We start from the raw sequence: 20,129 nt of genomic DNA, 5'->3' as shown, positions 1-20,129 counted from the left end.
GGACCGCCCCGCGCTCACAGTCCCGGCGGCGGTTGCGGTGCTCCCGGCAGCCGGATCGAGGCGACCGTGCCCGGACCGTCCGCCGCCGGGCGCAGGGTGATCTCGCCGCCCGACTGCTGGACCGTGCGGGCGACGATCGACAGTCCCAGGCCCGAGCCGGGGAGCTGGCGGGCGGAGGGGGAGCGCCAGAAGCGTTCGAAGACGTGGGGGAGTTCGTCGGCGGGGATGCCGGGTCCCTGGTCCCGTACGGTCAGTTCGCCGTCGCGCAGGGCGATCTCGATCGTGCCGTGGGGCGGGCTGAACTTGACCGCGTTGTCCAGGACGTTGACCACCGCCCGTTCCAGCGCGGCGGGCTCGGCCCGTACGTACCAAGAGGTCAGGTCCGCCCTGATGGTCAGCTCGGGTCCGCGCAGCCGGGCGCGTTCCAGGGCCGTGTCCGCGATGTCGTGCAGCGCGACGACCTGGAGCGGGCCGGGGCCGGGGGCGTCGGGGCGGGCCAGTTCCTGGAGGTCGCCGATGAGCGAGGCCAGCTCGGTCATCTGTGCCTTGACCGACGTCATCAGGGCCCTGCGGTCGTCGGGCGGGATGGCGCGGCCGGTGTCGTCGCTGCGGGCGAGGAGCTCGATGTTGGTGCGCAGGGACGTCAGCGGCGTCCGCAGCTCGTGGCCCGCGTCCGCGATCAGCTGGGACTGGCGGTCGCGGGAGCTGGCCAGGGACTCGGTCATCGAGTTGAAGGAGCGGGACAGCCGGGCGATCTCGTCCTCGCCGTCGACCGGGATGCGGACGGTGAGGTCCTCGGTACGGGCGACGTGCTCGACGGCCTCGGTGAGCTCGTCGACAGGGCGCAGGCCGGTGCGGGCCACCCAGAGACCGGCCGCGCCCGCGCCGACGGCGCCGATACCGGCGACGGCCAGGAGTACCCAGGCGAGGGTGGACAGCGGGTCGTCGATCTCGCTCATCGGACGGGCGACGGAGACCGCGAAGCTTCCCGGGACCAGGCCGGGCGCCGGGTTGCGGGTCTCGTACGCGTAGGTGTACACGCGCATCTTCTTGCCGCTCTTCGTGCTGGCCGTGTGCAGGGCGTTGTCCCGCACACCGGCGGCCACGGCGATGTCGGCGGCCGTCACGCCGATCGGCGAGGCCCCGGCGGAGGTGCAGGTGCTCCCGGACACGGTGACGAGCTGCACGGTGTACGTCCCTCCGACCGGCGGGACGGTCGCCCGGTCGGGGTGGGTGCATGCGACGAACAGCTGCTGCATGTAGACCTCGCTGACCGAGACATTGCGCAGCGAGGCATCCATCTGGTTCTCCAGCTGCACCTTCGTCACGAACCAGCAGGCCGCCGCGACCGCCGCCACCGCGACCGCCACCGCCGTCGCCACCAGTAGCGCGAGCCGTGAGCGCAGCGGCAGGGCGCGGAGCCGGTGCAGGGTGCCGGTCATCCGTCACCGCCGCCGGAGCGGAGCGCGTAGCCGACCCCCCGCACCGTGTGCACGAGGCGCGGTTCACCGCCCGCCTCCGTCTTGCGGCGCAGGTACATCACGTACACGTCCAGGGAGTTGGAGCTCGGCTCGAAGTCGAAGCCCCACACCGCCTTCAGGATCTGCTCGCGGGTCAGCACCTGCCGGGGGTGGGCCAGGAACATCTCCAGGAGGGTGAACTCCGTGCGGGTCAGCTCGACCCGGCGGGCACCCCGGGTGACCTCGCGGGTGGCGAGGTTCATCCGGAGGTCCGCGAAGGCCAGCACATCGTCGTCGGGGGCGCCGCCGCCCGCCGCGGCCGCGTACGAGCTGCGGCGCAGCAGGGCCCGGATGCGGGCGAGGAGCTCGTCCAGTTCGAAGGGCTTGACCAGGTAGTCGTCGGCGCCCGCGTCGAGACCGGTGACCCGGTCGCCGACGGTGTCGCGGGCGGTGAGCATCAGGATGGGGGTGGTGGTGCCCGTGGAGCGGAGCCGGCGGGCGGCGGTCAGGCCGTCCATCCGGGGCATCTGGATGTCGAGGACGATGAGGTCGGGGGCGTACGACTCGGCCCTGACGAGGGCGTCGAGACCGTCGACGGCCACCTCGGTGCCGTAGCCCTCGAACGCGAGACTGCGTTGCAGGGCCTCGCGTACGGCGGGCTCGTCGTCGACGATCAGGATGCGCTGCGGATCGTCTTCGGCGGGGCTCATCGCTCGTTGTCCTCTTCTCGTTCCCGTGCTGCTGTGCCTTCCGCCTCTCAGCCTCGCACGGCCATGGCGCGTCGTCGTGCGGCCCGGCGCCCGCGACCGGTGGTGGCACGGACCTCCGGGGCCCGGCGCGGCCCGTGCGCGGCCTGTTCCGTGACGAGGGCGAGGGGCAGAGCCAGGTCGGCCGGGCCGGTGGGGGTGTGGGCGGGGTGGTGCACGACTGTCTCCTCAGGAATTGTTGCCGGCCCGCAGGGTGTCGAGGTCGGTCTTGAGCGTGTTCACCGGGATGGCGAAGCCGAGACCCACGCTGCCCGCGCTCGAACTGTCGGATCCGCCGGCCGAACTCGCCGAGTACATGGCGGAGTTGATGCCGATGATCTCGCCGTTCATATTGATGAGCGCGCCGCCGGAGTTGCCGGGGTTGAGCGAGGCGTCGGTCTGGATGGCCTTGTACGTGGTGGTGGAGTTGCCGGTGTCGCCGTTGAACTGCCGGCCGCCGAACTCGAACGGCCACTGTTCGCCGCCGCTCTGCCCGTTGCCGCCCTGCCCGCCCTGCCCCTGGCCGCTGCCGTCCTCCTTGGCGACGGTGACATCGCGGTCGAGGGCGGAGACGATGCCGCTGGTGACGGTGCCGGTGAGGCCCTCGGGCGAGCCGATCGCGACGACCTGGTCGCCGACCGCGACCGCCGAGGAGTCGCCCAGCGTGGCCGTCTTCAGGCCGCTCGCACCCCGGAGCTTGATGAGCGCGAGGTCCTTGGCGGGGTCGGTGCCGACCACGTCGGCGGTGTACGTCCTGCCCGTGCTGAGCGACACCTTGACCGACGAGGCGCCGGAGATGACGTGGTTGTTGGTGACGATCTCGCCGTCGGAGGTGATGATCACGCCGGAGCCGGTGGACTCGCCCGCGGTCGAGGTCGCGTTGATCTCGACGATCATCGGCGAGACGGCCTTGGCGACACCGGCGACGGTGCCCTTGCTGCTCTGCGAGACGGTGGTGCCGGGGATGACGCTGCTCGCGCTGTTCGAGCCGTTGCCGGTGAGCTGCTCGATGACGGTGGCGGTGCCGCCGCCGACGATCGCCGCCGCGATTGCCACGGCCGCCAGCAGGGCGACCGGCCGCCTGGCCCGGTGCCGGGGCGCGGCCGGCTCCGGCGGCGCGGGCGGCGGGAAGGCGGGTCCGCTGCCGCCGTCGCCGCCGTGCCCGTCGGCGCCGTTCCCGCCGGGCCACACGGTGGTTCCGGGGCCCGTCGCGATCGGCTGCGCGGGCCGGTATGACGGCGGCGGCGGGTAGGCCGCGTCGCCGTTGCCGTACGAGGGGTACATCGGGTACTCGCCGCTCGGGCGCTGGCTCTCTGTCATGCCTACGAGCGTGTCCGCCGAAGATGAGAGAAGCCTGAGCACGTCCTGAGAAGCCCGGCAGAACCTCGTATGCCCGATATAAGGAGTGGCGGCCCGAGGCCCGGCCTACCTGGCCGTCGGCTCCCCGCAGCCGCAGGAGCGCCGTACCACCAGCGCCGAGGGGAACTGCTTCAGCCGCTCCCGCCGCGACCCCGACACCCGCAGCGAGTCGTCGAGCACCAGGTCCACCGCGGCCCGTGCCATCGCCGGGCGGTCCGAGAAGACCGTCGTCAGCGGCGGATCGGTCAGACCGGCTTCCTTCACGTCGTCGAAGCCCGCCACCGCGAGCTCCCCGGGCACATCGATCCGCAGCTCGCGCGCGGCCCGCAGCACCCCGATGGCCTGGTCGTCCGTCGAGCAGAAGATCGCCGGCGGCCGGTCCGGCCCGGCGAGCAGCTTCAGCGCCACCTGATAGGCGTCGTAACGGTTGTACGGGGCCTGGAAGAGCCGCCCCTCCGTCGAACGTCCCGACTCGTGCATCGCCCGGCGCCAGCCCTCGACATGGTCGGCGACCGGGTCACCGACCGCCGGGGTGGACTCCACGCCGCCGAGGCAGGCCACGTACTCGTTGCCGTGCTCCAGCAGATGCCGGGTGGCGAGCTGGGCCCCGCCGACGTCGTCGGTGACGACCGCGACGTCGTCGATCGCCTCCGGCCGCTCGTGCAGCAGCACGACCCGCGCGTCCCACGCCTCTATCTCGGCCGCCGCCCGCTCGCTGGGGCCCTGGCTGACCAGGATCAGGCCGGAGACCCGCATGCCGAGGAAGGCCCGCAGATAGTGGACCTCGCGCTCGTCGCGGTAGTCGGAGTTGCCGACGAGCACCATCTTCCCGCGCTCGGCGGCGGCCTGTTCGACCGCGTGCGCCATTTCCGCGAAGAACGGCTGCCGGGCGTCCGGCACGATCATCCCTATGAGATCGGTCCGCCGCGAGGCCATCGCCTGGGCAACCCGGTCCGGCCGGTAGCCCAGCTCCTTGATCGCGGCGAGTACCCGCTCGCGCGTGGCCGGGGCGACCGGCCTCGGTCCGTTGTTGATGACGTAGCTGACGACCGCGGTCGACGTCCCCGCCAGTCTCGCCACATCGTCCCGCGTCACCTTGGCCACGCGCGGCAGTCTACGCGGATATACCTACCTTCCGGCAGGCCGGACCGGGGCTTCTTCCGGCATCCCGGCAGCCCGTGACTGCTCCGAACGGGTTACGGGTTCGGCGGCCGCCCTCGCCGCGGCCCGGTCCTTCGCCTCCTCGGCCGCGCGCTCCACCTTCTCGGGTGCCACGAAGCGGTAGCCGACATTGCGGACCGTGCCGATCAGCGACTCGTGCTCGGGGCCGAACTTGGCGCGCAGCCGCCGCACATGGACGTCGACCGTGCGCGTGCCGCCGAAGTAGTCGTAGCCCCAGACCTCCTGGAGCAGCTGGGCGCGGGTGAAGACCCGGCCCGGGTGCTGCGCAAGGTACTTGAGCAGTTCGAATTCCTTGAAGGTCAGGTCCAGGACCCGGCCCTTCAGCTTCGCGCTGTACGTGGCCTCGTCGACCGAGAGGTCGCCGTTGCGGATCTCCATCGGTGAGTCGTCGGCGGTGATCTGCTGCCGGCCGGTGGCCAGCCGCAGCCGGGCCTCGACCTCGGCCGGTCCCGCCGTGTCCAGCAGTACGTCGTCGATGCCCCAGTCGGCGGTGACGGCCGCGAGACCGCCCTCCGTCACGACGAGGATCAGCGGACAGCCCGGTCCGGTGGACCGCAGCAGCTGGCAGAGCGACCGCACCTGGGGGAGGTCGCGGCGGCCGTCGATCAGGATGACGTCGGCACCGGGGGTGTCGACGAGAGCGGGGCCTTCGGCCGGCGCCACCCGCACGCTGTGAAGCAGGAGACCGAGGGCGGGAAGCACCTCCGTCGACGGTTGAAGGGCATTCGTCAGGAGCAGCAGTGAACTCATCGCCGCCCACCTGCCTGGGTCGTCGGTCGATGATCGTGCACGGTTCGCTCGCCCATTACGTCGGTCCTCCTCGTTCCCTGCGAGAGGGGCACTCCCGGGCCGGGCCCGGGGGAGTATGCGGCACTTCTTCGTACGGTTCGTGCTGGTCCCACGGGTGCGGCCCCGCGCCCTGGGACCGCTGAGCTTGTGGAAACGTCGCCGTAACAACGCCTGGAAAGCACAAAAGGACCCGGGGGCTGCTCTGCCCGGATCCTCTTCCCAGCACAATAGCCCACATGAGTTCTGTGTCCGAGGGGCGATTTCGGAGTTCCGCTGTTCCCTCGATCACGCCCGGTCCCCTGCGCACCACATTGCGTACCGATGACGGGGTGCGGATCGAGGCGTTGTACGAACCGTGTACGGCGGGTGCCGGGGCAGCTGCGGGGGCATCCTTCGACGGTACTGCGATCGTGCTCGCGCACGGTTTCACCGGTTCGGCGGACAGGCCCGCGGTGCGCCGTGCCGCCGGGGTGTTCGCCGGGCGTGCGGCCGTGGTCACGCTCTCGTTCCGGGGGCACGGCGGGTCCGGCGGGCGGTCGACGGTGGGCGATCGCGAGGTGCTGGATCTGGCGGCGGCGGTGGCGTGGGCGCGGGCGCTCGGACACCGCCGGGTGGTGTCCGTCGGGTTCTCGATGGGCGGTTCCGTGGTGCTGCGGCACGGGGCGCTGTACGCGGCGCGGCCGACGGACGACGCGGAAGCCGGTGGCGTTGCGGAGCGCGAGGGGCGCACCGGGGCGCGTACAGAGGCGCACTCGAATGCGGTGGTGGCCGTGAGCGCCCCCGCCCGCTGGTACTACCGGGGCACGGCCCCGATGCGCCGCCTGCACTGGGTGGTCACCCGCCCCGTGGGCCGGATGGTCGGCCGCTACGGCCTGCACACCCGGATCGACCGCAACGCTTGGGATCCGGTGCCGCTCTCGCCGGTCGAGGCCGCCGGGCTCATCGCCCCGGCGCCGCTGCTGATCGTGCACGGCGACCGGGACCCGTACTTCCCGCTGGACCACCCGCGCTCGCTGGCCGACGCGGCGGGCGACGGTGCCGAACTGTGGCTGGAGCGCGGCATGGGTCATGCGGAGAACGCCGCGGACGAGACCTTGCTCACCCGCATCGCCGACTGGGCGACGGCGCCGTGACCGATGATGGACAGCTGACGAGAGACGAGAGGAGTGGCGCCATGCCTGCGGGAACCATCCGCTACTGGGCCGCCGCCAAGGCCGCGGCCGGGACCGCGGAGGAGCCGTACACGGCTGCGACCCTCGCCGAGGCGCTCGACGCCGTGCGTGAACGGCACCCCGGAGAGCTCACCCGAGTGCTGCAAAGGTGCTCGTTCCTCATCGACGGTGACCCCGTGGGGACCCGCGGCCATGAGACCGTACGCCTTGCCGAGGGCGGCACGGTCGAGGTGCTCCCGCCGTTCGCAGGAGGGTGAACCGCAGAACATGAGCAGCAACGATCAGCAGCATCCGTACGGACAGGACCCGCGTCACGGGTACGGTCCGGGCCACGACGTCCCGTCGGACGGCCGGGAGCCGCAGGCACACGGTGCGCAGTCGTACGGCGACCAGTCGTACGGCGACCAGTCGTACGGCGACCAGTCGTACGGTGCGCAGCCGTACGGTGCGCAGCCGTACGGGGGAGAGGCCTACGGCGCGCAGCCGTACGGTCAGCAGCCCTCGTATCCGTCGTACGGATCCCCGCAGCAGGCGCAGGGCGCGTACGACCAGAACCAGGGGCCCCAGGCACCGCAGGCGGGCCCCGGGCAGGCCTGGCCGGGGGGTTACGCGCAGGAGCCCGCCGCGCCCGCGGCCCACGGTCCGCAGGACCCCGCTGTCGCGCAGACGTGGGAGGGCCAGACCTGGGACACCCGGTACCAGCCGGTCATCCAGTCCGCCCGGCACGCGCAGCCGGCCCAGCCCGTGCAGCCCGTTCCGGCCGCCGCCGAGACCGCCTACCTGCCACCCCATCTGTCGCCGCAGGGCGCCTCGGGCTCGTACCCGCTGCCGCCCGAGGCACCGGTGGCACCTGCCGCCCCCGCCGCCGAGCCGGCCGGGCCCGCCCAGGGCGCCACGCCTCCCGACTCCGCGCACGACGCGGCCGGCTACAGCGCCCCCACCACCCTGGGCAACAGCCGCATCACCGATGCCCAGCGGGCCCGCGCCGAGGGCCGCTCGCCGATCATCGCGCCGGGCATGCAGCCCGCCGCGATCACCGCCGGACTCGGGCTGCTGCTCGCCCTGGGCGCCGCGATCGGGCCGTACGCCCTGGCCGTACCGCTGGTGCTGCTCCAGGCCGTGACCGCGGCCGGCTGGTTCCGGCTCAACGGCATGTGGCCGGCCCGGCAGGGCATCGCGCTCGCGTTCGCGGGCGGCCTCGTCGCCGACATCGCGCTGCTCGCCGCGGGCCGGGAGAACGGACCGGCCGCCATCCTCGGCACCCTCGGCATCTGGGTGCTGCTCACCGTGGTCCTCCAGCTGCGCAGCCATGCGAGCGCCGACGAGCGGATGCAGGGGCTGATGGCCACCGTCGCGTCGGCCGCCCTCTCGGTCCTGGCCGCCGGACACCTCGCGGCGGTCCCGGACGCGGTGACGGTGGGCGCGGTGGCCGTCGCGGTCGCGGTGCTCGTCCGCGCGGTGCCGCTGCCCGGACCGGCCTCGGTCGTGGCGGCGCTGCTCGCCGCCGCGGGCGGTGGCGCCGTGGTCGGGACACTCACCGACCTGGGCACGAAGGGCGCGCTGCTCGGCCTCGCGGCGGGGGGCTGCGCGCTGATCGGGCTGCGGGTGGCGAGCTACGACTACCCGTCGCGCTTCGTCCACATGACCGCCGGTGTGGCGCTGCCGCTCACCGCCGCGGCGCCCGCCGTGTACCTGATCGGCCGCGCGATCTCGTAGCGCGGGACCGGACCGCCCCGGGAACCGAAGAGGGGTGCCCACTCGTCGATCACCCGGGGCGCCGTGCACGTTCGGTGGACGTGCGGGCGCCCGGGGTCCGGCCGGATAGCAGGGTGGGGGAAAGAGCGGGCATGCGTGCACTGCGGATACTGCTGGTCATCGTGGTGGTCCTGGGCGGGATCTTCGTCGCCGTCGACCGGGCGGCGGTGTACTTCGCCGAGTCGGAGGCGGCCGGGCGGATCCGGATCACCGGTGCCACGATCGGCTCGACGGACGTCTCCATCAAGGGATTCCCGTTCCTGACACAGGTCGCCGGGGGCCGGTTCGACGAGGTCGATGTCGAGATCACCGGCATCGAGACCGCCACCAACGGCCGCAGGCTCCGGATCAGCAGGATGGACGCCGCGCTGCACGACGTGAAGCCGGCCGACGACTACTCCAGCGCCACCGCCGCCCGAGCCACGGGCACCGCCGTCATCTCGTACAAGGACCTCACCGAGGCCGCCAGCGACGGCGTCGCCGTCGAGTACGGCGGCAACAACAAGGTGAAGGTGACCGGCACGGTCGACATGCTCGGCCGCCCGATCTCGCGCAGCGTGCTCTCCACCGTCACCCTCGTCGACGGACACACCCTCCGGGTGCACGCGGACAAGGTGCCGGGTGCGGGCGTCCCCGGACTGGAGGGGATGGTGCGCCAGAAGACCGACTTCGACCGGGAGGTCGGCGGCCTGCCGAGCGGTCTGAAGCTCCAGAGGATCCAGCCGACCGCCGACGGCCTGGAGATCTCGGTCACGGGTGCGGACGTGCAGCTCGCCGGTTGAGGCCCCGAGCCCGGACCGTGCCCCGCCCGCCGCATGCCTCGACGCCTGCGCGCGCCACATATTGAGACGGCCATGTCCGATCCGTAGATGGCCGATGCCCGCCGACGGCACGGGAGCGGTGCGAGGGGCGCCCCGATCCCCTTCCCATCTCGTATGACGGACGATCGCGTCTCAGGATTCGACACGGCGGTGACATGTCCGCCCGTACCTCCCTACGATCGGTCCCATGCAGTGCTCTATTGGCGGTCTCCCGCAGCGGGGACGGGCGGATCTCACGAAGCGGCGGGCAGTGGACCTGTGCCGCGTCGCCGCCATGCTCTGTCGCACTGTCTGAGCGGGAGCCTTCGGCACCCCGCATTCCCCCCGGCCCTCGGACCGACGTCAGGGCCCATCCCGATCGCCGTTGTACGTGTGCCGCACGCCGCGCCGCCGTACACCCGCATCACGCACCGTCTCGCATCATCTCGCCGCAGACTGCCCCGGAGGAGAACAGAATGAGCCGCAGTGACGTCCTGGTAGACGCCGACTGGGTCGAGGCCCGCATCGACGACCCGAAGATCGCTCTCGTCGAGGTCGACGAGGACACCTCGGCGTACGAGAAGAACCACATCAAGAACGCGATCCGGATCGACTGGACCAAGGACCTCCAGGACCCGGTCCGCCGCGACTTCATCGACCAGGCCGGGTTCGAGAAGCTGCTGTCCGAGAAGGGCATCGGCAACGACACCACGGTCGTCCTGTACGGCGGCAACAACAACTGGTTCGCGTCCTACGCGTTCTGGTACTTCAAGCTCTACGGTCACCAGGACGTCCGCCTGCTCGACGGCGGCCGCAAGAAGTGGGAGCTCGACTCCCGCGACCTGGTCGACGGCGACCAGATCCCGTCCCGCCCGGCCACCGAGTACCAGGCCCAGCCGCAGGACGAGTCGATCCGCGCCTACCGCGACGACGTCGTGAAGGCGATCGGCAACCAGAACCTGGTCGACGTGCGTTCGCCCGACGAGTTCAGCGGCAAGCTGCTCGCCCCGGCGCACCTCCCGCAGGAGCAGTCCCAGCGCCCCGGCCACGTGCCGAGCGCCCGCAACATCCCGTGGTCGAAGAACGCCAACGACGACGGCACCTTCAAGTCGGACGACGAGCTCAAGGCCCTCTACGAGGCCGAGCAGGTCGACCTGGCGAAGGACACCATCGCGTACTGCCGTATCGGCGAGCGCTCCGCGCTCACCTGGTTCGTGCTGCACGAGCTGCTCGGCCAGGAGAACGTCAAGAACTACGACGGTTCGTGGACCGAGTACGGCTCCCTCGTGGGTGTGCCGATCGAGCTCGGCGCCAACAAGTAACTCCGCACGACCCGGACCAGCACGACCCCCGACCCAGAAGGACGTAACACCATGTGTGGAGCAAAGGCCGGCGGCCCCGACGCTTCGACCATCAAGCCCGGTGAGACCACCATCCAGGGCAGCGTGACCCGTGACGGCGAGCCCGTCACCGGTTACGTGCGCCTGCTGGACTCGACCGGCGAGTTCACCGCCGAGGTCCCGACCTCGGCGACCGGACAGTTCCGCTTCTACGCGGCCGAGGGCACCTGGACGCTGCGCGCCCTCGTCCCGGGCGGCAGCGCCGACCGCACGGTCGTCGCGCAGACCGGTGGCCTCTCCGAGGTCGCGATCGCCGTCTAGGTTCTTCCGTTCGGATCAGGACCGGACAGGGCCTGGTTCCTGCGTTTCCCGCCGCGGCCCGCGTGCCGCGACACGGATCGGCCGAAGGGCCGTGCCCCAGGGGGTTGGACGCCTTCCTGGACGGGGTACGGCCCTTCGTGCCGTCCGGGCAGGTCCGAGTCGTTCGCACGGGCGGCGATGAGGCCTACCCTGGAGTCATGTACGCGCGGCGCCGTCGCGGCTATTTCCTGATGATGGGCGGCTGCATCGTCCTCTTCGTATCGGCCTGGTCCTTCGTCAGGCTCTGGTCGATGCCCGCCGCGATAGCGATGTGCGTCGTGGCGATGGTCATCCCGCCCGTCGCGGCCATGGTCGCCAATCGGCGGGGGCCTGACGACCGCTGGTGGGACGATCCGTCCGGCGACCCGAAGTCCGACGAGTGGTGGGACGAGCTCGACGGCAAGAAACGGCGGTAGCGCCCCTCCGCGGGCGCGTCGCCCCTCGGCGGTATCAGTAGACGAGGGCCTGGACGCCGTCGGCCATGATCTCGCTGACGAAGACCTGCGCACCGGCGATCCGTACGCCCTCCAGGACGTCCTGCTCGGTGATGTCACGGCGGGCCGCGCACTGCGTGCACAGGGTGATCCGGCCACCCGCCTGGATCGACTCGATCAGATCCGGCAGCGGCGCGGCGTGCGGCAGCTCGAACTCGGCGGCGCGTCCCGGCAGTGCGAACCAGGAGGACTCCCCGGTCAGCCAGAGCGAGACCTCCACGCCACTGGCGACGGCGACCGCGGCCACCGTGAACGCCTGCGAGCAGCGCTCGGCGGAGTCGGCACCTGCGGTCACCTTGATCACGAGCTTCTTCGGCATACGCCGAACTGTAATCGTCGGGTGGGGCGGGCCCGGCCAAGCCCCGGACCGGCGGGCCGGGCCCCAACCCATTAGGCTGGGGCCCGGCCCCGTACTGCTGCCATAACGCTCGTTGCAAGGAGTTTCCGTGCTTGAGGCATTCTTCTCCGCCCTGCTGGTCCTGGTCTGTGTCGGCGTTCTCGCCTTCGCCGGCGTGACCGTGAAGAAGCTCTACCAGGGTCAGCGCTGACCACTCCGCGCACGCCCCGCCTCCGTTTGCGCGGGTGCCCCGTCACAGCAACGTGACACCTCGCACCCGATGTGTCACGTCCGCAGCCACCCCCACCTCACAGATCGTCTGAGCCGCTCATGATCGAGATCCCGTCCGACCTCCACCCGGACCTCGTCCCGCTGGCCTTCCTCCTCGGCAACTGGGCGGGCGCGGGTGTCTCCGACTTCCCCGGTGCCGAGCAGTGCAACTTCGGCCAGGAAGTCACCTTCAGCCACGACGGCCGCGACTTCCTGGAGTACGTCTCGCACAGCTGGGTGCTCGACGCCGAGGGCGAGAAGGTCAGGCCGCTGGAGTCCGAGTCCGGCTACTGGCGCATCGACAAGGACCGCAAGGTCGAGGTCGTCATGGTCCGTGACCAGGGCGTCATCGAGATCTGGTACGGCGAGCTGGCCGACAAGAAGCCGCAGATCGACCTGGTCACCGACGCGGTGGCCCGGACCGCGGCCTCCGGCCCGTACAGCGGTGGCAAGCGGCTGTACGGCTATGTGAAGAGCGACCTGATGTGGGTCGGCGAGAAGGCCACCCCCGAGGTGGAGCTCCGTCCGTACATGTCGGCGCACCTGAAGAAGGTCGTCACCCCGGAAGAGGTCGAGGCGATGGCGAAGAGCCTCGGCGACCTGCCGGACGACGGCATCGCCTTCTTCAAGTAGCCCACCGGCTCGCGGGTTCCGCTCGCACACAGCAGCGGACAGGTGCTCACCCGGTCCTACACTGGGCGTGTGGTGAGCACCGACTGGAAGACCGATCTCCGGCAGCGCGGCTATCGGCTGACGCCGCAGCGGCAGCTTGTCCTGGAAGCCGTCGACACGCTGGAACACGCGACGCCCGACGACATCCTCTCCGAGGTGCGCAGGACCGCGTCCGGCGTGAACATCTCCACCGTCTACCGGACCCTGGAGCTCCTGGAGGAGCTGGGGCTGGTCAGCCACGCCCATCTGGGACACGGGGCGCCCACGTACCACCTGGCCGACCGTCACCACCACATCCACCTGGTCTGCCGCGACTGCACGGACGTCATCGAGGCCGACGTCGATGTCGTCGCCGAGTTCACCGCGAAGCTGCAGAGCAGTTTCGGGTTCGAGACGGACATGAAGCACTTCGCGATTTTCGGCCGCTGCGCCGGGTGCACGGCGAAGGCGGCGTCCGAGGACGCCGACGGGACGTCCGCCGAAGCGGCCGGGCCCAAGCCGTAGGGCTCGTTCGGCGGCCGGCCGGTGGCTCCCGGACGGCGTTGTTCATACCGCGTCGTACGCTGGTCGCATGAAGAGCCCCCTGCTGTCCCTGCCCGGCGCCGTCCCCGCCGAAGGCCGCGACGAAGGCGTCGCCGCGCACTACGGCGACCTGTTCCGCGAGCAGCGCACCCTCGCCGACGGTTCCGGCCTCGTCGACCTCTCGCACCGCGCCGTCGTCACCGTCACCGGCAGCGACCGGCTGGCCTGGCTGCACCTCCTGCTCACCCAGCACGTCAGCGAACTCGCCCCGGGCCAGGCCACCGAGGCCCTGATCCTCACCGCCAACGGGCACATCGAGCACGCCCTCTACCTCGTCGACGACGGCGAGACCGTGTGGATGCACGCCGAGCCGGGCACCCAGGGCGACCTCGTCGCCTACCTGGAGTCCATGAAGTTCTTCTACCGGGTCGAAGTCGCCGACCGCACCGAGGACTTCGCCGTGGTGTATCTGCCGGCCGGTTCCATCGCGGAGGTCCCGGACGGCGTGACGGTACGGGAGACGGCGTACGGCCGGGACCTTTTCCTGCCCCGCGCCGACCTGGAGGAGTACGCGGCGGCGCACGGCCCGGTGGCCGGCATCCTGGCGTACGAGGCACTGCGCGTGGAGGCGCACCGCCCGCGCCTCGGCTTCGAGACGGACCACCGCACCATCCCGCACGAGCTGGGCTGGATCGGCACCGCCGTACACCTCCAGAAGGGCTGCTACCGCGGCCAGGAGACGGTGGCCCGGGTGCAGAACCTGGGCAAGCCGCCGCGCCGGCTGGTCTTCCTGCACCTCGACGGCAGCGAGGTCCTGCTGCCCGGACACGGCACGCCGGTACGGCTCGCCGCGGACGGTGCCGAAGGGCGCCAGCTGGGCTTCATCACCACGTCCGCCCGCCACCACGAGCTGGGGCCGATCGCGCTGGCCCTGGTCAAGCGGAACGTCGCGGTGGACGCCGAACTGCTCGCGGGGGAGACGGCCGCGGCCCAGGAGACGGTCGTCGAGCCGTAGGGCGTCCCGTGTCGTGACCGGGCCGGTTCAGACCTCGACGACGACGGTGAACGGGCCGTGGTTCGTGAGCGAGACCCGCATGTCCGCTCCGAACCGGCCCGTCTCCACCTGCGCGCCCAGCGCCCGCAGCTGCGCCACCACCTCGTCGACCAGAGGCTCGGCGACCTCACCGGGCGCCGCGGCGTTCCAGGTGGGCCTGCGGCCCTTCCGGGCGTCCCCGTAGAGAGTGAACTGCGAAATCACCAGAAGCGGTGCATTCACATCGGAGCAGGACTTCTCGCCCTCCAGGACGCGAAGCGACCAGAGCTTGCGGGCGAGCTGCGCCGCCTTCTCCGGGGTGTCCCCGTGGGTGACTCCCACCAGCACACACAGCCCTTCGCCGACGATTTCGCCGACCACCTCGGGCCCGCCCGACCCGTCCGCGCCGTCGGCCACCGTGACGCTCGCGCCGTCCACCCTCTGTATCACTGCACGCATACAGACCAACCTATCTTGGGCTGAACGGGTACAGAGCATCCACACAGGCCCACTGGAGTGGCACCATGCTCGGAAGGCGGTGTGCCGACGCACCGGTCGAGGGGATGGACACAAGTATGAGTACCTATGGAACCGGGCAGTCCCCCGGCGCCGTACCGGTCACGCGTACCGGCGCCAGCACCAGCACGAGCACCAGCATCATGCGCCCACCCGTGCAGCGAACCGGTCACGGTCTGCAGGACGGCCTGTCCGCCGGGCCGCAGCCCGAGCTGGGCGCCCTGCGGCTGCCCGAGCTGCGCACACTGCGCCGCGATGCGCAGCGTGACGAGGCCGACCTCAGTTATGTGCGCCGACTCGTCCAGGGCCGGATCGACATCCTGCGGGCCGAACTGGCCCGGCGGCTGGATCCGGAGACACCGGTGGTGGACCGGCTCTCGGAGATCCTCGCCGACACCCCGTCCCTGCACCGCTCCTCCGCCCGGCACGTCACGCTCACCACGCCGCGCAGCGACGAGTACCGCAGGCTGGCCGCCGAGACGCTCGCCGAGGTCGAACTCTCCGACCTCGACGCCCGTACGGACGAGGAGCTGCACACCGCGATGGGGCGCCTGGTCCGCTACGAACAGCAGGTGTCCCGCCGCCGTCACCAGCTGCAACGCACCACGGACGATTGCAGCGCCGAGATCGCCCGCAGGTACCGTGACGGTGAAGCACAAGTAGACGACCTGCTCGCCTGAAGCGACCCTTCCGGGGGCGGGTTCCGCCCGTCCCCGGAAGGCCACCATGACCTCCAGCGCCGCCCCCGCCGCCCCATCCGTCATATCCCCCGCTCTCCCCGTCCTGGCCGAGGTCGTACGGTCCGGCTTCGTGGAGGGCCATCACCGGGGCTCGCTGGTCGTCCTGGCCGCCGACGGCAGTGTGGAGCGGTCCCTGGGCGACCCGGCGGCGCCGGTCTTCCCGCGTTCCTCCAACAAGCCGATGCAGGCCGCGGCCGTGCTGCGGGCCGGGCTCGATCTGTCCGGGGAGCGGCTGGCACTGGCCGCCGCGAGCCACTCCGGCGAGGACTTCCACCTCGAACTCGTCCGCACGATGCTCGCCGAGCACGGACTGACGCCCGGCGATCTGCAGACCCCGCCCGATCTGCCGCTGGACCCGGCGGAGGCGGAGGCGTATCTCGCCGCGGGCCACGTCCGGGAGCGGATCACCATGAACTGCTCCGGCAAGCACGCGGCGATGCTCGCGGTGTGCGCGGTGAACGGCTGGGACCAGGAGTCCTACCTCGACCCGTCGCACCCGCTCCAGCAGCTGGTCCACCAGGTCGTCGAGGAGGCGGCCGGCGAGCCGGTCGCGGCGGTGGGTACGGACGGGTGCGGGGCGCCGCTGATGGCGATCAGCCTGGTGGGCCTGGCGCGGGCCTTCCGTTCCTTCGTGCTGTCGGAGCCGGGGACGGCGGAGCGCCGGGTCGGGGACGCGATGCGGGCCCACCCCGAGTACGTGGCCGGAACCCGTCGCCCCGACACCTGGCTGATGCGGGAGGTGCCGGGCACGCTCTCCAAGATGGGCGCCGAGGCGGTGCAGGCGGTGGCGCTGGCGGACGGCCGGGCGCTGGCCTTCAAGATCGACGACGGTGCGACGCGGGCGCTCGGTCCGGTACTGGCCCGTTCGCTGCGCCTGCTCGGCATCGACGCCCCGGTGGTCTCCCGGATCGGACACGCGCCGCTGCTGGGCGGTGGCGGGGAGGTCGGCGACATTCGGGCGGCCTTCTGACCAGCCCGTTCCGCGGTGGCGGAAAACCGGGCGACATCCGGTGGGCCGTGTGCCTAGCGTGGTCCGTATGGCTCTTGACGTCCGTACGATCACCGCCGCCGAGTTCCCCGACTGGCTGCGCGCCAAGCACACCGGTTTCCTGCAAGCGCCGACGGGGACGGAACAGGAGGCGGAGCGGCGCCTTCCGCACACCGATCTCGCCCGCACGCAGGGCGCGTTCGACGGTGGGCGGTGCGTGGCCACGTTCCGTTCCTTCGCGCAGGAGCTCACGGTCGTCGGCGGTGCGGCGGTGCCGGCCGACGCGATCTCCAATGTCACGGTGTCGCCCACGCACCGCCGCCGCGGGCTGCTCAGCCGGATGATGGCCACGGACCTCGCGGCGGCGAAGGAGCGCGGTGACGTGGTCGCCACGCTGATCGCCGCCGAGTACCCGATCTACGGGCGGTACGGCTTCGGCCCGGCGGCCTGGACCACCGAGTGGGAGATCGACGTACCGAGGGCGGGTCTCGACCCGCGCGGGTCGGGCCCGTCCGCGCAGGACGGCGGCCGGATCGACCTGGTGAGCGGCGCGGACGTACGCAAGCTGGGCCCGGTGATCCACGACCGGCTGCGCGCCCGGCAGCACGGTGTGATCAACCGCGACGCGCGCTGGTGGGAAGTGAACACCGGCGAGGTCCGGCCCGGCCCCGAGACCTGGACGGAGCCCTTCTACGCGGTCTACAGCAACGCGGCCGGCGAGGCCGACGGCCTGATCGCCTACCGCGCCGACGACAACTGGGGCGATGCCAAGCAGCCGCTGAACCGGGCCACGGTGCTCGGACAGATCGCCGTCACCCCGGCCGCCGAGCGCGCGCTGTGGCACTTCGTCTGCTCGATCGACTGGATCACCACGGTCCGCTCCGGCCACCGTGCCCCCGACGACCTGCTGCCCCTCCTCCTCCCGGACCCGCGCGCGGCCCGCGTCGTGACCCAGGCGGACTGGCTGTGGGTGCGCGTCCTGGACGTCGTACGCGCCCTGGAGGCCCGCACCTACGCGGTACCCGGCACGCTCACCTTCGACATCCACGACGCCACGGGCCTGACCGCCGGCCGCTACCGCCTCGAAGCCTCCGCCTCCGGCGCCAGCTGCACCCCCACCACGGCCGACGCCGATCTCGCCCTGGACATACGGGAGTTGGGCACCCTCTATCTGGGCGACGAGTCCCCCGCCCGCCTGGCGGCCCTGGGCAGTGTCGAGGAACTCACCCCGGGCGCGGCGGCGGTGGCGGAAGGGATGTTCCGGGCGGGACGGCGGGCCTGGTGCCCGGACGTGTTCTGAGGAACCGGTTCCCGTCGAACGCCCGCATCGCCACCGCTCCTTGACCGGCCTCCCCGGGTGCGTAGTACACGAAATTGTGTACGCGGTACGCATATCTAGGATGGGACCGAGGGAAGGTGGGGGTTCAGGTGACTGAAGAGAAGGACTCGTCGGGCGGTACGGGCCTGCCGGCCAGTATCGAGGCCGCCTGGGGGTTGCGGGCGCGGCCGGTCAAGGGGCCGAAGCCGGGGCTGAGTCTGGCGCGCATCGTGGACGCCGCGGTGGCGGTGGCGGCGGCCGAGGGGCTCGGTGGGGTGTCGATGGGGCGGGTCGCCAAGGATCTGGGGGCCTCGACGATGTCGCTCTACCGGTACGTCTCCGCCAAGGGCGAGCTGTACGTCCTGATGCAGGAGGCAGCGATGGGTCCGCCGCCCCCGCTGCCCGCACTGGAGAGCGGGGCCGGCTGGCGGGAGGCGCTCACGCAGTGGGCGTGGGCGCAGCGCCGGGTCTTCCACCGCAACCTGTGGATGCTCCGCATCCCCGTCTCGGGCCCGCCCGTCAGCCCGAACTCCGTCGCCTGGTGGGAGCAGGGCCTCCAGGCCCTCGAAGGCACCGGCCTGGACGCGGGCGAGGAGGTCTCCGTGATCCTCCTCGTCAGCGGCTTCGTACGGAACGAGGCGCTGCTGATGGGGGACCTCGCGACCGCCGTGGAAGCGCGCGGCATCCCGGCGCAGGAGGTGACGGACGGATACACCCGCACCCTGAACCGGCTCGTCGACCCGGTACGCCATCCGTCGCTCTCCCGGCTGTTGGAGTCCGAGGTGCTGGGGGCGCCGCGCGAGCCCGACGACGAATTCAGGTTCGGGCTGGAACGGGTGCTGGACGGGATCGAGGTCCTGGTGGAGGCGCGGGCGCGGTCCCGGGCCTGAGGGGTCCCCGCCGCCCGCCGGAGCCGATGTCAACGCGGCTTGTCCCGGTCACCACCTCACACATGCGGATTGCGTCGCTCCAGTTGTCGGTTCCCGGCTGGCCGGGGGCGCGTGCGACCCCTCCCGGAGGTCAAGTCCGGTTGGAGTCGGGGGCGTACGCTTCATGCTCATGGACGGAGAGAAGCCCGGGAACGAGCAGGTGAGTCTGCGGGAGCGGAAGAAGCGGCTGACCTATCAGGCGGTCTCCGAAGCCGCGATCGCGATGTTCCTGGAGCGGGGCTTCGACAAGGTCTCGGTGGCGGAGGTGGCGGCCGCGGCCGACATCTCGAAGCCGACACTGTTCCGGTACTTCCCGGCCAAGGAGGACCTGGTCCTGCACCGGTTCGCCGACCACGAGGACGAGGCGGCCCGCGTGGTCGCCGCCCGTGCGGACACCGAATCCCCCCTGGACGCCCTGCGCCGCAACTTCCTGGACGGCCTGGAGCGGGGCGACCCGGTCACCGGGCTCTGCGATGTGCCGCAGGTGCTGGCGTACCAGCGCCTCCTGTACGGGACGCCGTCCCTGGTGGCCCGCCTGTACGCCTATCAGAGCCGCTCGGAGGCGGCACTCGCCCGTGCGCTGGGCGACCGGGTGCGGGACAGGCTGGCCGCGGGCCAGATCATCGCCGTACTGCGCATCCTGGCCCTGGAGAACTGGCGGCGGATCGACGCGGGGGAGAGCGCGGACGAGGTGTACGCGGACGCGGTCGAGTCGGCCGAACTCGCCTTCGTGCAGTTGCGGACGGGGCTCGGGGAACAGCGGTAGCAACGGGTCCCGGCGGGGCGCTCAGGCCCGGACGTCGTCGGCGTGCAGCACCGCTTCGGCGATCTCCCGTACCCGGTCCAGGGTGATGCCGGTGCGCTGTTCCACGGCGAGCGGGTGGTCGGTGGGCTCCAGCTCGATGCGGGGGCGCCGGCCGATCGGGCGGGTGTGGGCGTTCGTCTTGAGGTTGGTCGTGCGGGGCGAGTACAGCCCCAGCTCGGTGCTCAGCCAGCCGAAGTACGGCTGCTCGGACTCGCGGCCGGGGGTCTCCCACACATCGAGGGCGCGGGCGAAGTTCTCCCGGCTGAGCGAGACCCAGACCCCCCAGGAGAACGGCTCCTCGCTCCCGAACACGGGTATCTCGATCAGGCCCTTGATGAAGTAGTGCTCGTGCCTGACGATGCACTGGTCGGTGGAGAGCATGCTGTCGGGGTCGCTCTCCAGGCTCGCGTCCCAGACATCGGGTGCCATGGTCGAGTACCCCATCGGGAGTTCCGCGTGGTGTTCGCCGCAGCAGGAGCAGGTGTAGCCGGGGTCGATAGCCATGGGCGGATCCTAAGGGCTGTCCCATGATCCCCGGCGGG

General features: G+C 71.6%; 25 protein-coding genes. 16 read left to right on the top strand and 9 right to left on the bottom strand.

The genetic code is table 11. From position 1 onward, the window contains the following. Positions 1 to 14: 14 nt before the first annotated feature. From OG520_RS18535 to OG520_RS18510, 6 genes are all read right to left on the bottom strand, one after another. Complete coding sequence (locus OG520_RS18535) at positions 15 to 1,442, bottom strand: sensor histidine kinase (protein WP_399334583.1); 1,428 nt, start codon at positions 1,440 to 1,442, stop codon at positions 15 to 17. Continuing rightward, complete coding sequence (locus OG520_RS18530) at positions 1,439 to 2,170, bottom strand: response regulator transcription factor (RefSeq protein WP_406013891.1); 732 nt, start codon at positions 2,168 to 2,170, stop codon at positions 1,439 to 1,441. The genes OG520_RS18535 and OG520_RS18530 overlap by 4 nt, the downstream gene beginning before the upstream one ends. A 47-nt stretch (positions 2,171 to 2,217) precedes the next feature. Then, positions 2,218 to 2,385, bottom strand: a complete 168-nt coding sequence (locus OG520_RS18525; protein WP_266416254.1) for a hypothetical protein — start codon at positions 2,383 to 2,385, stop codon at positions 2,218 to 2,220. Positions 2,386 to 2,395: 10 nt separating this feature from the next. Continuing rightward, positions 2,396 to 3,526: a S1C family serine protease gene (locus OG520_RS18520; protein ID WP_406013890.1), complete on the bottom strand. Its 1,131-nt coding sequence runs from the start codon at positions 3,524 to 3,526 to the stop codon at positions 2,396 to 2,398. A 105-nt stretch (positions 3,527 to 3,631) separates the two neighbouring features. Next, complete coding sequence (locus OG520_RS18515) at positions 3,632 to 4,669, bottom strand: LacI family DNA-binding transcriptional regulator (RefSeq protein WP_266416251.1); 1,038 nt, start codon at positions 4,667 to 4,669, stop codon at positions 3,632 to 3,634. A gap of 24 nt (positions 4,670 to 4,693) precedes the next feature. Next, the gene (locus tag OG520_RS18510; RefSeq protein ID WP_406013889.1) at positions 4,694 to 5,497 is read right to left on the bottom strand and encodes a winged-helix domain-containing protein; all 804 of its coding nucleotides are present in this window, start codon (positions 5,495 to 5,497) and stop codon (positions 4,694 to 4,696) included. 275 nt (positions 5,498 to 5,772) lie between these two features. Here OG520_RS18510 and OG520_RS18505 point away from each other — a divergent pair, with 275 nt between their 5' ends. From OG520_RS18505 to OG520_RS18470, 8 genes are all read left to right on the top strand, one after another. After that, positions 5,773 to 6,669, top strand: coding sequence for an alpha/beta hydrolase family protein (locus OG520_RS18505; RefSeq protein WP_406013888.1), 897 nt, complete (start codon positions 5,773 to 5,775; stop codon positions 6,667 to 6,669). A gap of 41 nt (positions 6,670 to 6,710) precedes the next feature. Then, positions 6,711 to 6,965, top strand: coding sequence for a MoaD/ThiS family protein (locus tag OG520_RS18500; RefSeq protein ID WP_124717298.1), 255 nt, complete (start codon positions 6,711 to 6,713; stop codon positions 6,963 to 6,965). A gap of 10 nt (positions 6,966 to 6,975) precedes the next feature. Then, positions 6,976 to 8,424 carry a hypothetical protein gene (locus OG520_RS18495; RefSeq protein ID WP_406013887.1) on the top strand — a complete coding sequence of 483 codons (1,449 nt, stop codon included), beginning with the start codon at positions 6,976 to 6,978 and terminating at the stop codon, positions 8,422 to 8,424. A gap of 131 nt (positions 8,425 to 8,555) precedes the next feature. Then, a complete protein-coding gene (locus OG520_RS18490) occupies positions 8,556 to 9,245 on the top strand; it encodes a DUF2993 domain-containing protein (protein WP_406013886.1) in 690 nt (229 codons plus the stop codon). Positions 9,246 to 9,471: 226 nt separating this feature from the next. Continuing rightward, positions 9,472 to 9,579 (top strand): putative leader peptide, encoded by a 108-nt coding sequence (locus tag OG520_RS18485; RefSeq protein ID WP_350983699.1) that lies wholly within the window; start codon positions 9,472 to 9,474, stop codon positions 9,577 to 9,579. Positions 9,580 to 9,739: 160 nt separating this feature from the next. Then, complete coding sequence (locus OG520_RS18480; RefSeq protein ID WP_399334566.1) at positions 9,740 to 10,585, top strand: sulfurtransferase; 846 nt, start codon at positions 9,740 to 9,742, stop codon at positions 10,583 to 10,585. A 51-nt stretch (positions 10,586 to 10,636) separates the two neighbouring features. Next, positions 10,637 to 10,924: a DUF1416 domain-containing protein gene (locus tag OG520_RS18475; protein WP_018490348.1), complete on the top strand. Its 288-nt coding sequence runs from the start codon at positions 10,637 to 10,639 to the stop codon at positions 10,922 to 10,924. Between the two features lie 197 nt (positions 10,925 to 11,121). Continuing rightward, positions 11,122 to 11,379 (top strand): DUF3099 domain-containing protein, encoded by a 258-nt coding sequence (locus OG520_RS18470; protein WP_266416239.1) that lies wholly within the window; start codon positions 11,122 to 11,124, stop codon positions 11,377 to 11,379. A gap of 34 nt (positions 11,380 to 11,413) precedes the next feature. Here the strand turns inward: OG520_RS18470 and OG520_RS18465 are convergent, their stop codons facing one another. Next, positions 11,414 to 11,776 carry a DsrE family protein gene (locus OG520_RS18465; RefSeq protein ID WP_124717294.1) on the bottom strand — a complete coding sequence of 121 codons (363 nt, stop codon included), beginning with the start codon at positions 11,774 to 11,776 and terminating at the stop codon, positions 11,414 to 11,416. Between the two features lie 348 nt (positions 11,777 to 12,124). On the opposite strand from OG520_RS18465, the gene OG520_RS18460 reads away from it, so the two are divergent. The 3 genes from OG520_RS18460 to OG520_RS18450 all read left to right on the top strand — a co-directional run bounded on the left by OG520_RS18460 (position 12,125) and on the right by OG520_RS18450 (position 14,273). Next, a complete protein-coding gene (locus OG520_RS18460; protein ID WP_385335558.1) occupies positions 12,125 to 12,697 on the top strand; it encodes an FABP family protein in 573 nt (190 codons plus the stop codon). Positions 12,698 to 12,766: 69 nt separating this feature from the next. Then, the gene (locus OG520_RS18455) at positions 12,767 to 13,240 is read left to right on the top strand and encodes a Fur family transcriptional regulator (protein WP_266416233.1); all 474 of its coding nucleotides are present in this window, start codon (positions 12,767 to 12,769) and stop codon (positions 13,238 to 13,240) included. A 67-nt stretch (positions 13,241 to 13,307) separates the two neighbouring features. Then, entirely contained in the window at positions 13,308 to 14,273 is a 966-nt protein-coding gene (locus tag OG520_RS18450) for a YgfZ/GcvT domain-containing protein (protein WP_389977997.1), read from the top strand. 27 nt (positions 14,274 to 14,300) lie between these two features. Here the strand turns inward: OG520_RS18450 and dtd are convergent, their stop codons facing one another. After that, positions 14,301 to 14,750, bottom strand: a complete 450-nt coding sequence (gene dtd / locus OG520_RS18445) for a D-aminoacyl-tRNA deacylase (RefSeq protein ID WP_385335552.1) — start codon at positions 14,748 to 14,750, stop codon at positions 14,301 to 14,303. Positions 14,751 to 14,866: 116 nt separating this feature from the next. Between dtd and OG520_RS18440 the strand changes: the two genes are divergently transcribed. The 5 genes from OG520_RS18440 (at position 14,867) to OG520_RS18420 (ending at position 19,548) form a co-directional block, all read left to right on the top strand. Further along, entirely contained in the window at positions 14,867 to 15,487 is a 621-nt protein-coding gene (locus OG520_RS18440) for an ABC transporter substrate-binding protein (protein WP_399334559.1), read from the top strand. 46 nt (positions 15,488 to 15,533) lie between these two features. After that, complete coding sequence (locus OG520_RS18435) at positions 15,534 to 16,517, top strand: asparaginase (protein WP_406013885.1); 984 nt, start codon at positions 15,534 to 15,536, stop codon at positions 16,515 to 16,517. A 67-nt stretch (positions 16,518 to 16,584) separates the two neighbouring features. Then, entirely contained in the window at positions 16,585 to 17,835 is a 1,251-nt protein-coding gene (locus OG520_RS18430; RefSeq protein ID WP_406013884.1) for a GNAT family N-acetyltransferase, read from the top strand. Between the two features lie 128 nt (positions 17,836 to 17,963). Beyond that, positions 17,964 to 18,743: a TetR/AcrR family transcriptional regulator gene (locus OG520_RS18425; RefSeq protein WP_399334553.1), complete on the top strand. Its 780-nt coding sequence runs from the start codon at positions 17,964 to 17,966 to the stop codon at positions 18,741 to 18,743. 163 nt (positions 18,744 to 18,906) lie between these two features. Next, a complete protein-coding gene (locus OG520_RS18420; RefSeq protein ID WP_406013883.1) occupies positions 18,907 to 19,548 on the top strand; it encodes a TetR family transcriptional regulator in 642 nt (213 codons plus the stop codon). 21 nt (positions 19,549 to 19,569) lie between these two features. Here OG520_RS18420 and OG520_RS18415 read toward each other — a convergent pair whose 3' ends face one another. After that, positions 19,570 to 20,091 (bottom strand): DUF2199 domain-containing protein, encoded by a 522-nt coding sequence (locus OG520_RS18415; protein ID WP_266416217.1) that lies wholly within the window; start codon positions 20,089 to 20,091, stop codon positions 19,570 to 19,572. Positions 20,092 to 20,129 lie beyond the last annotated feature (38 nt).

It is taken from the genome of Streptomyces sp. NBC_00984, assembly GCF_045162475.1.
In the GTDB taxonomy this organism is placed as follows: Bacteria; Actinomycetota; Actinomycetes; order Streptomycetales; family Streptomycetaceae; genus Streptomyces.
The sequence above is the reverse complement of the archived record's forward strand: the minus strand, read 5'-3'. Positions and strand labels throughout refer to the sequence as shown.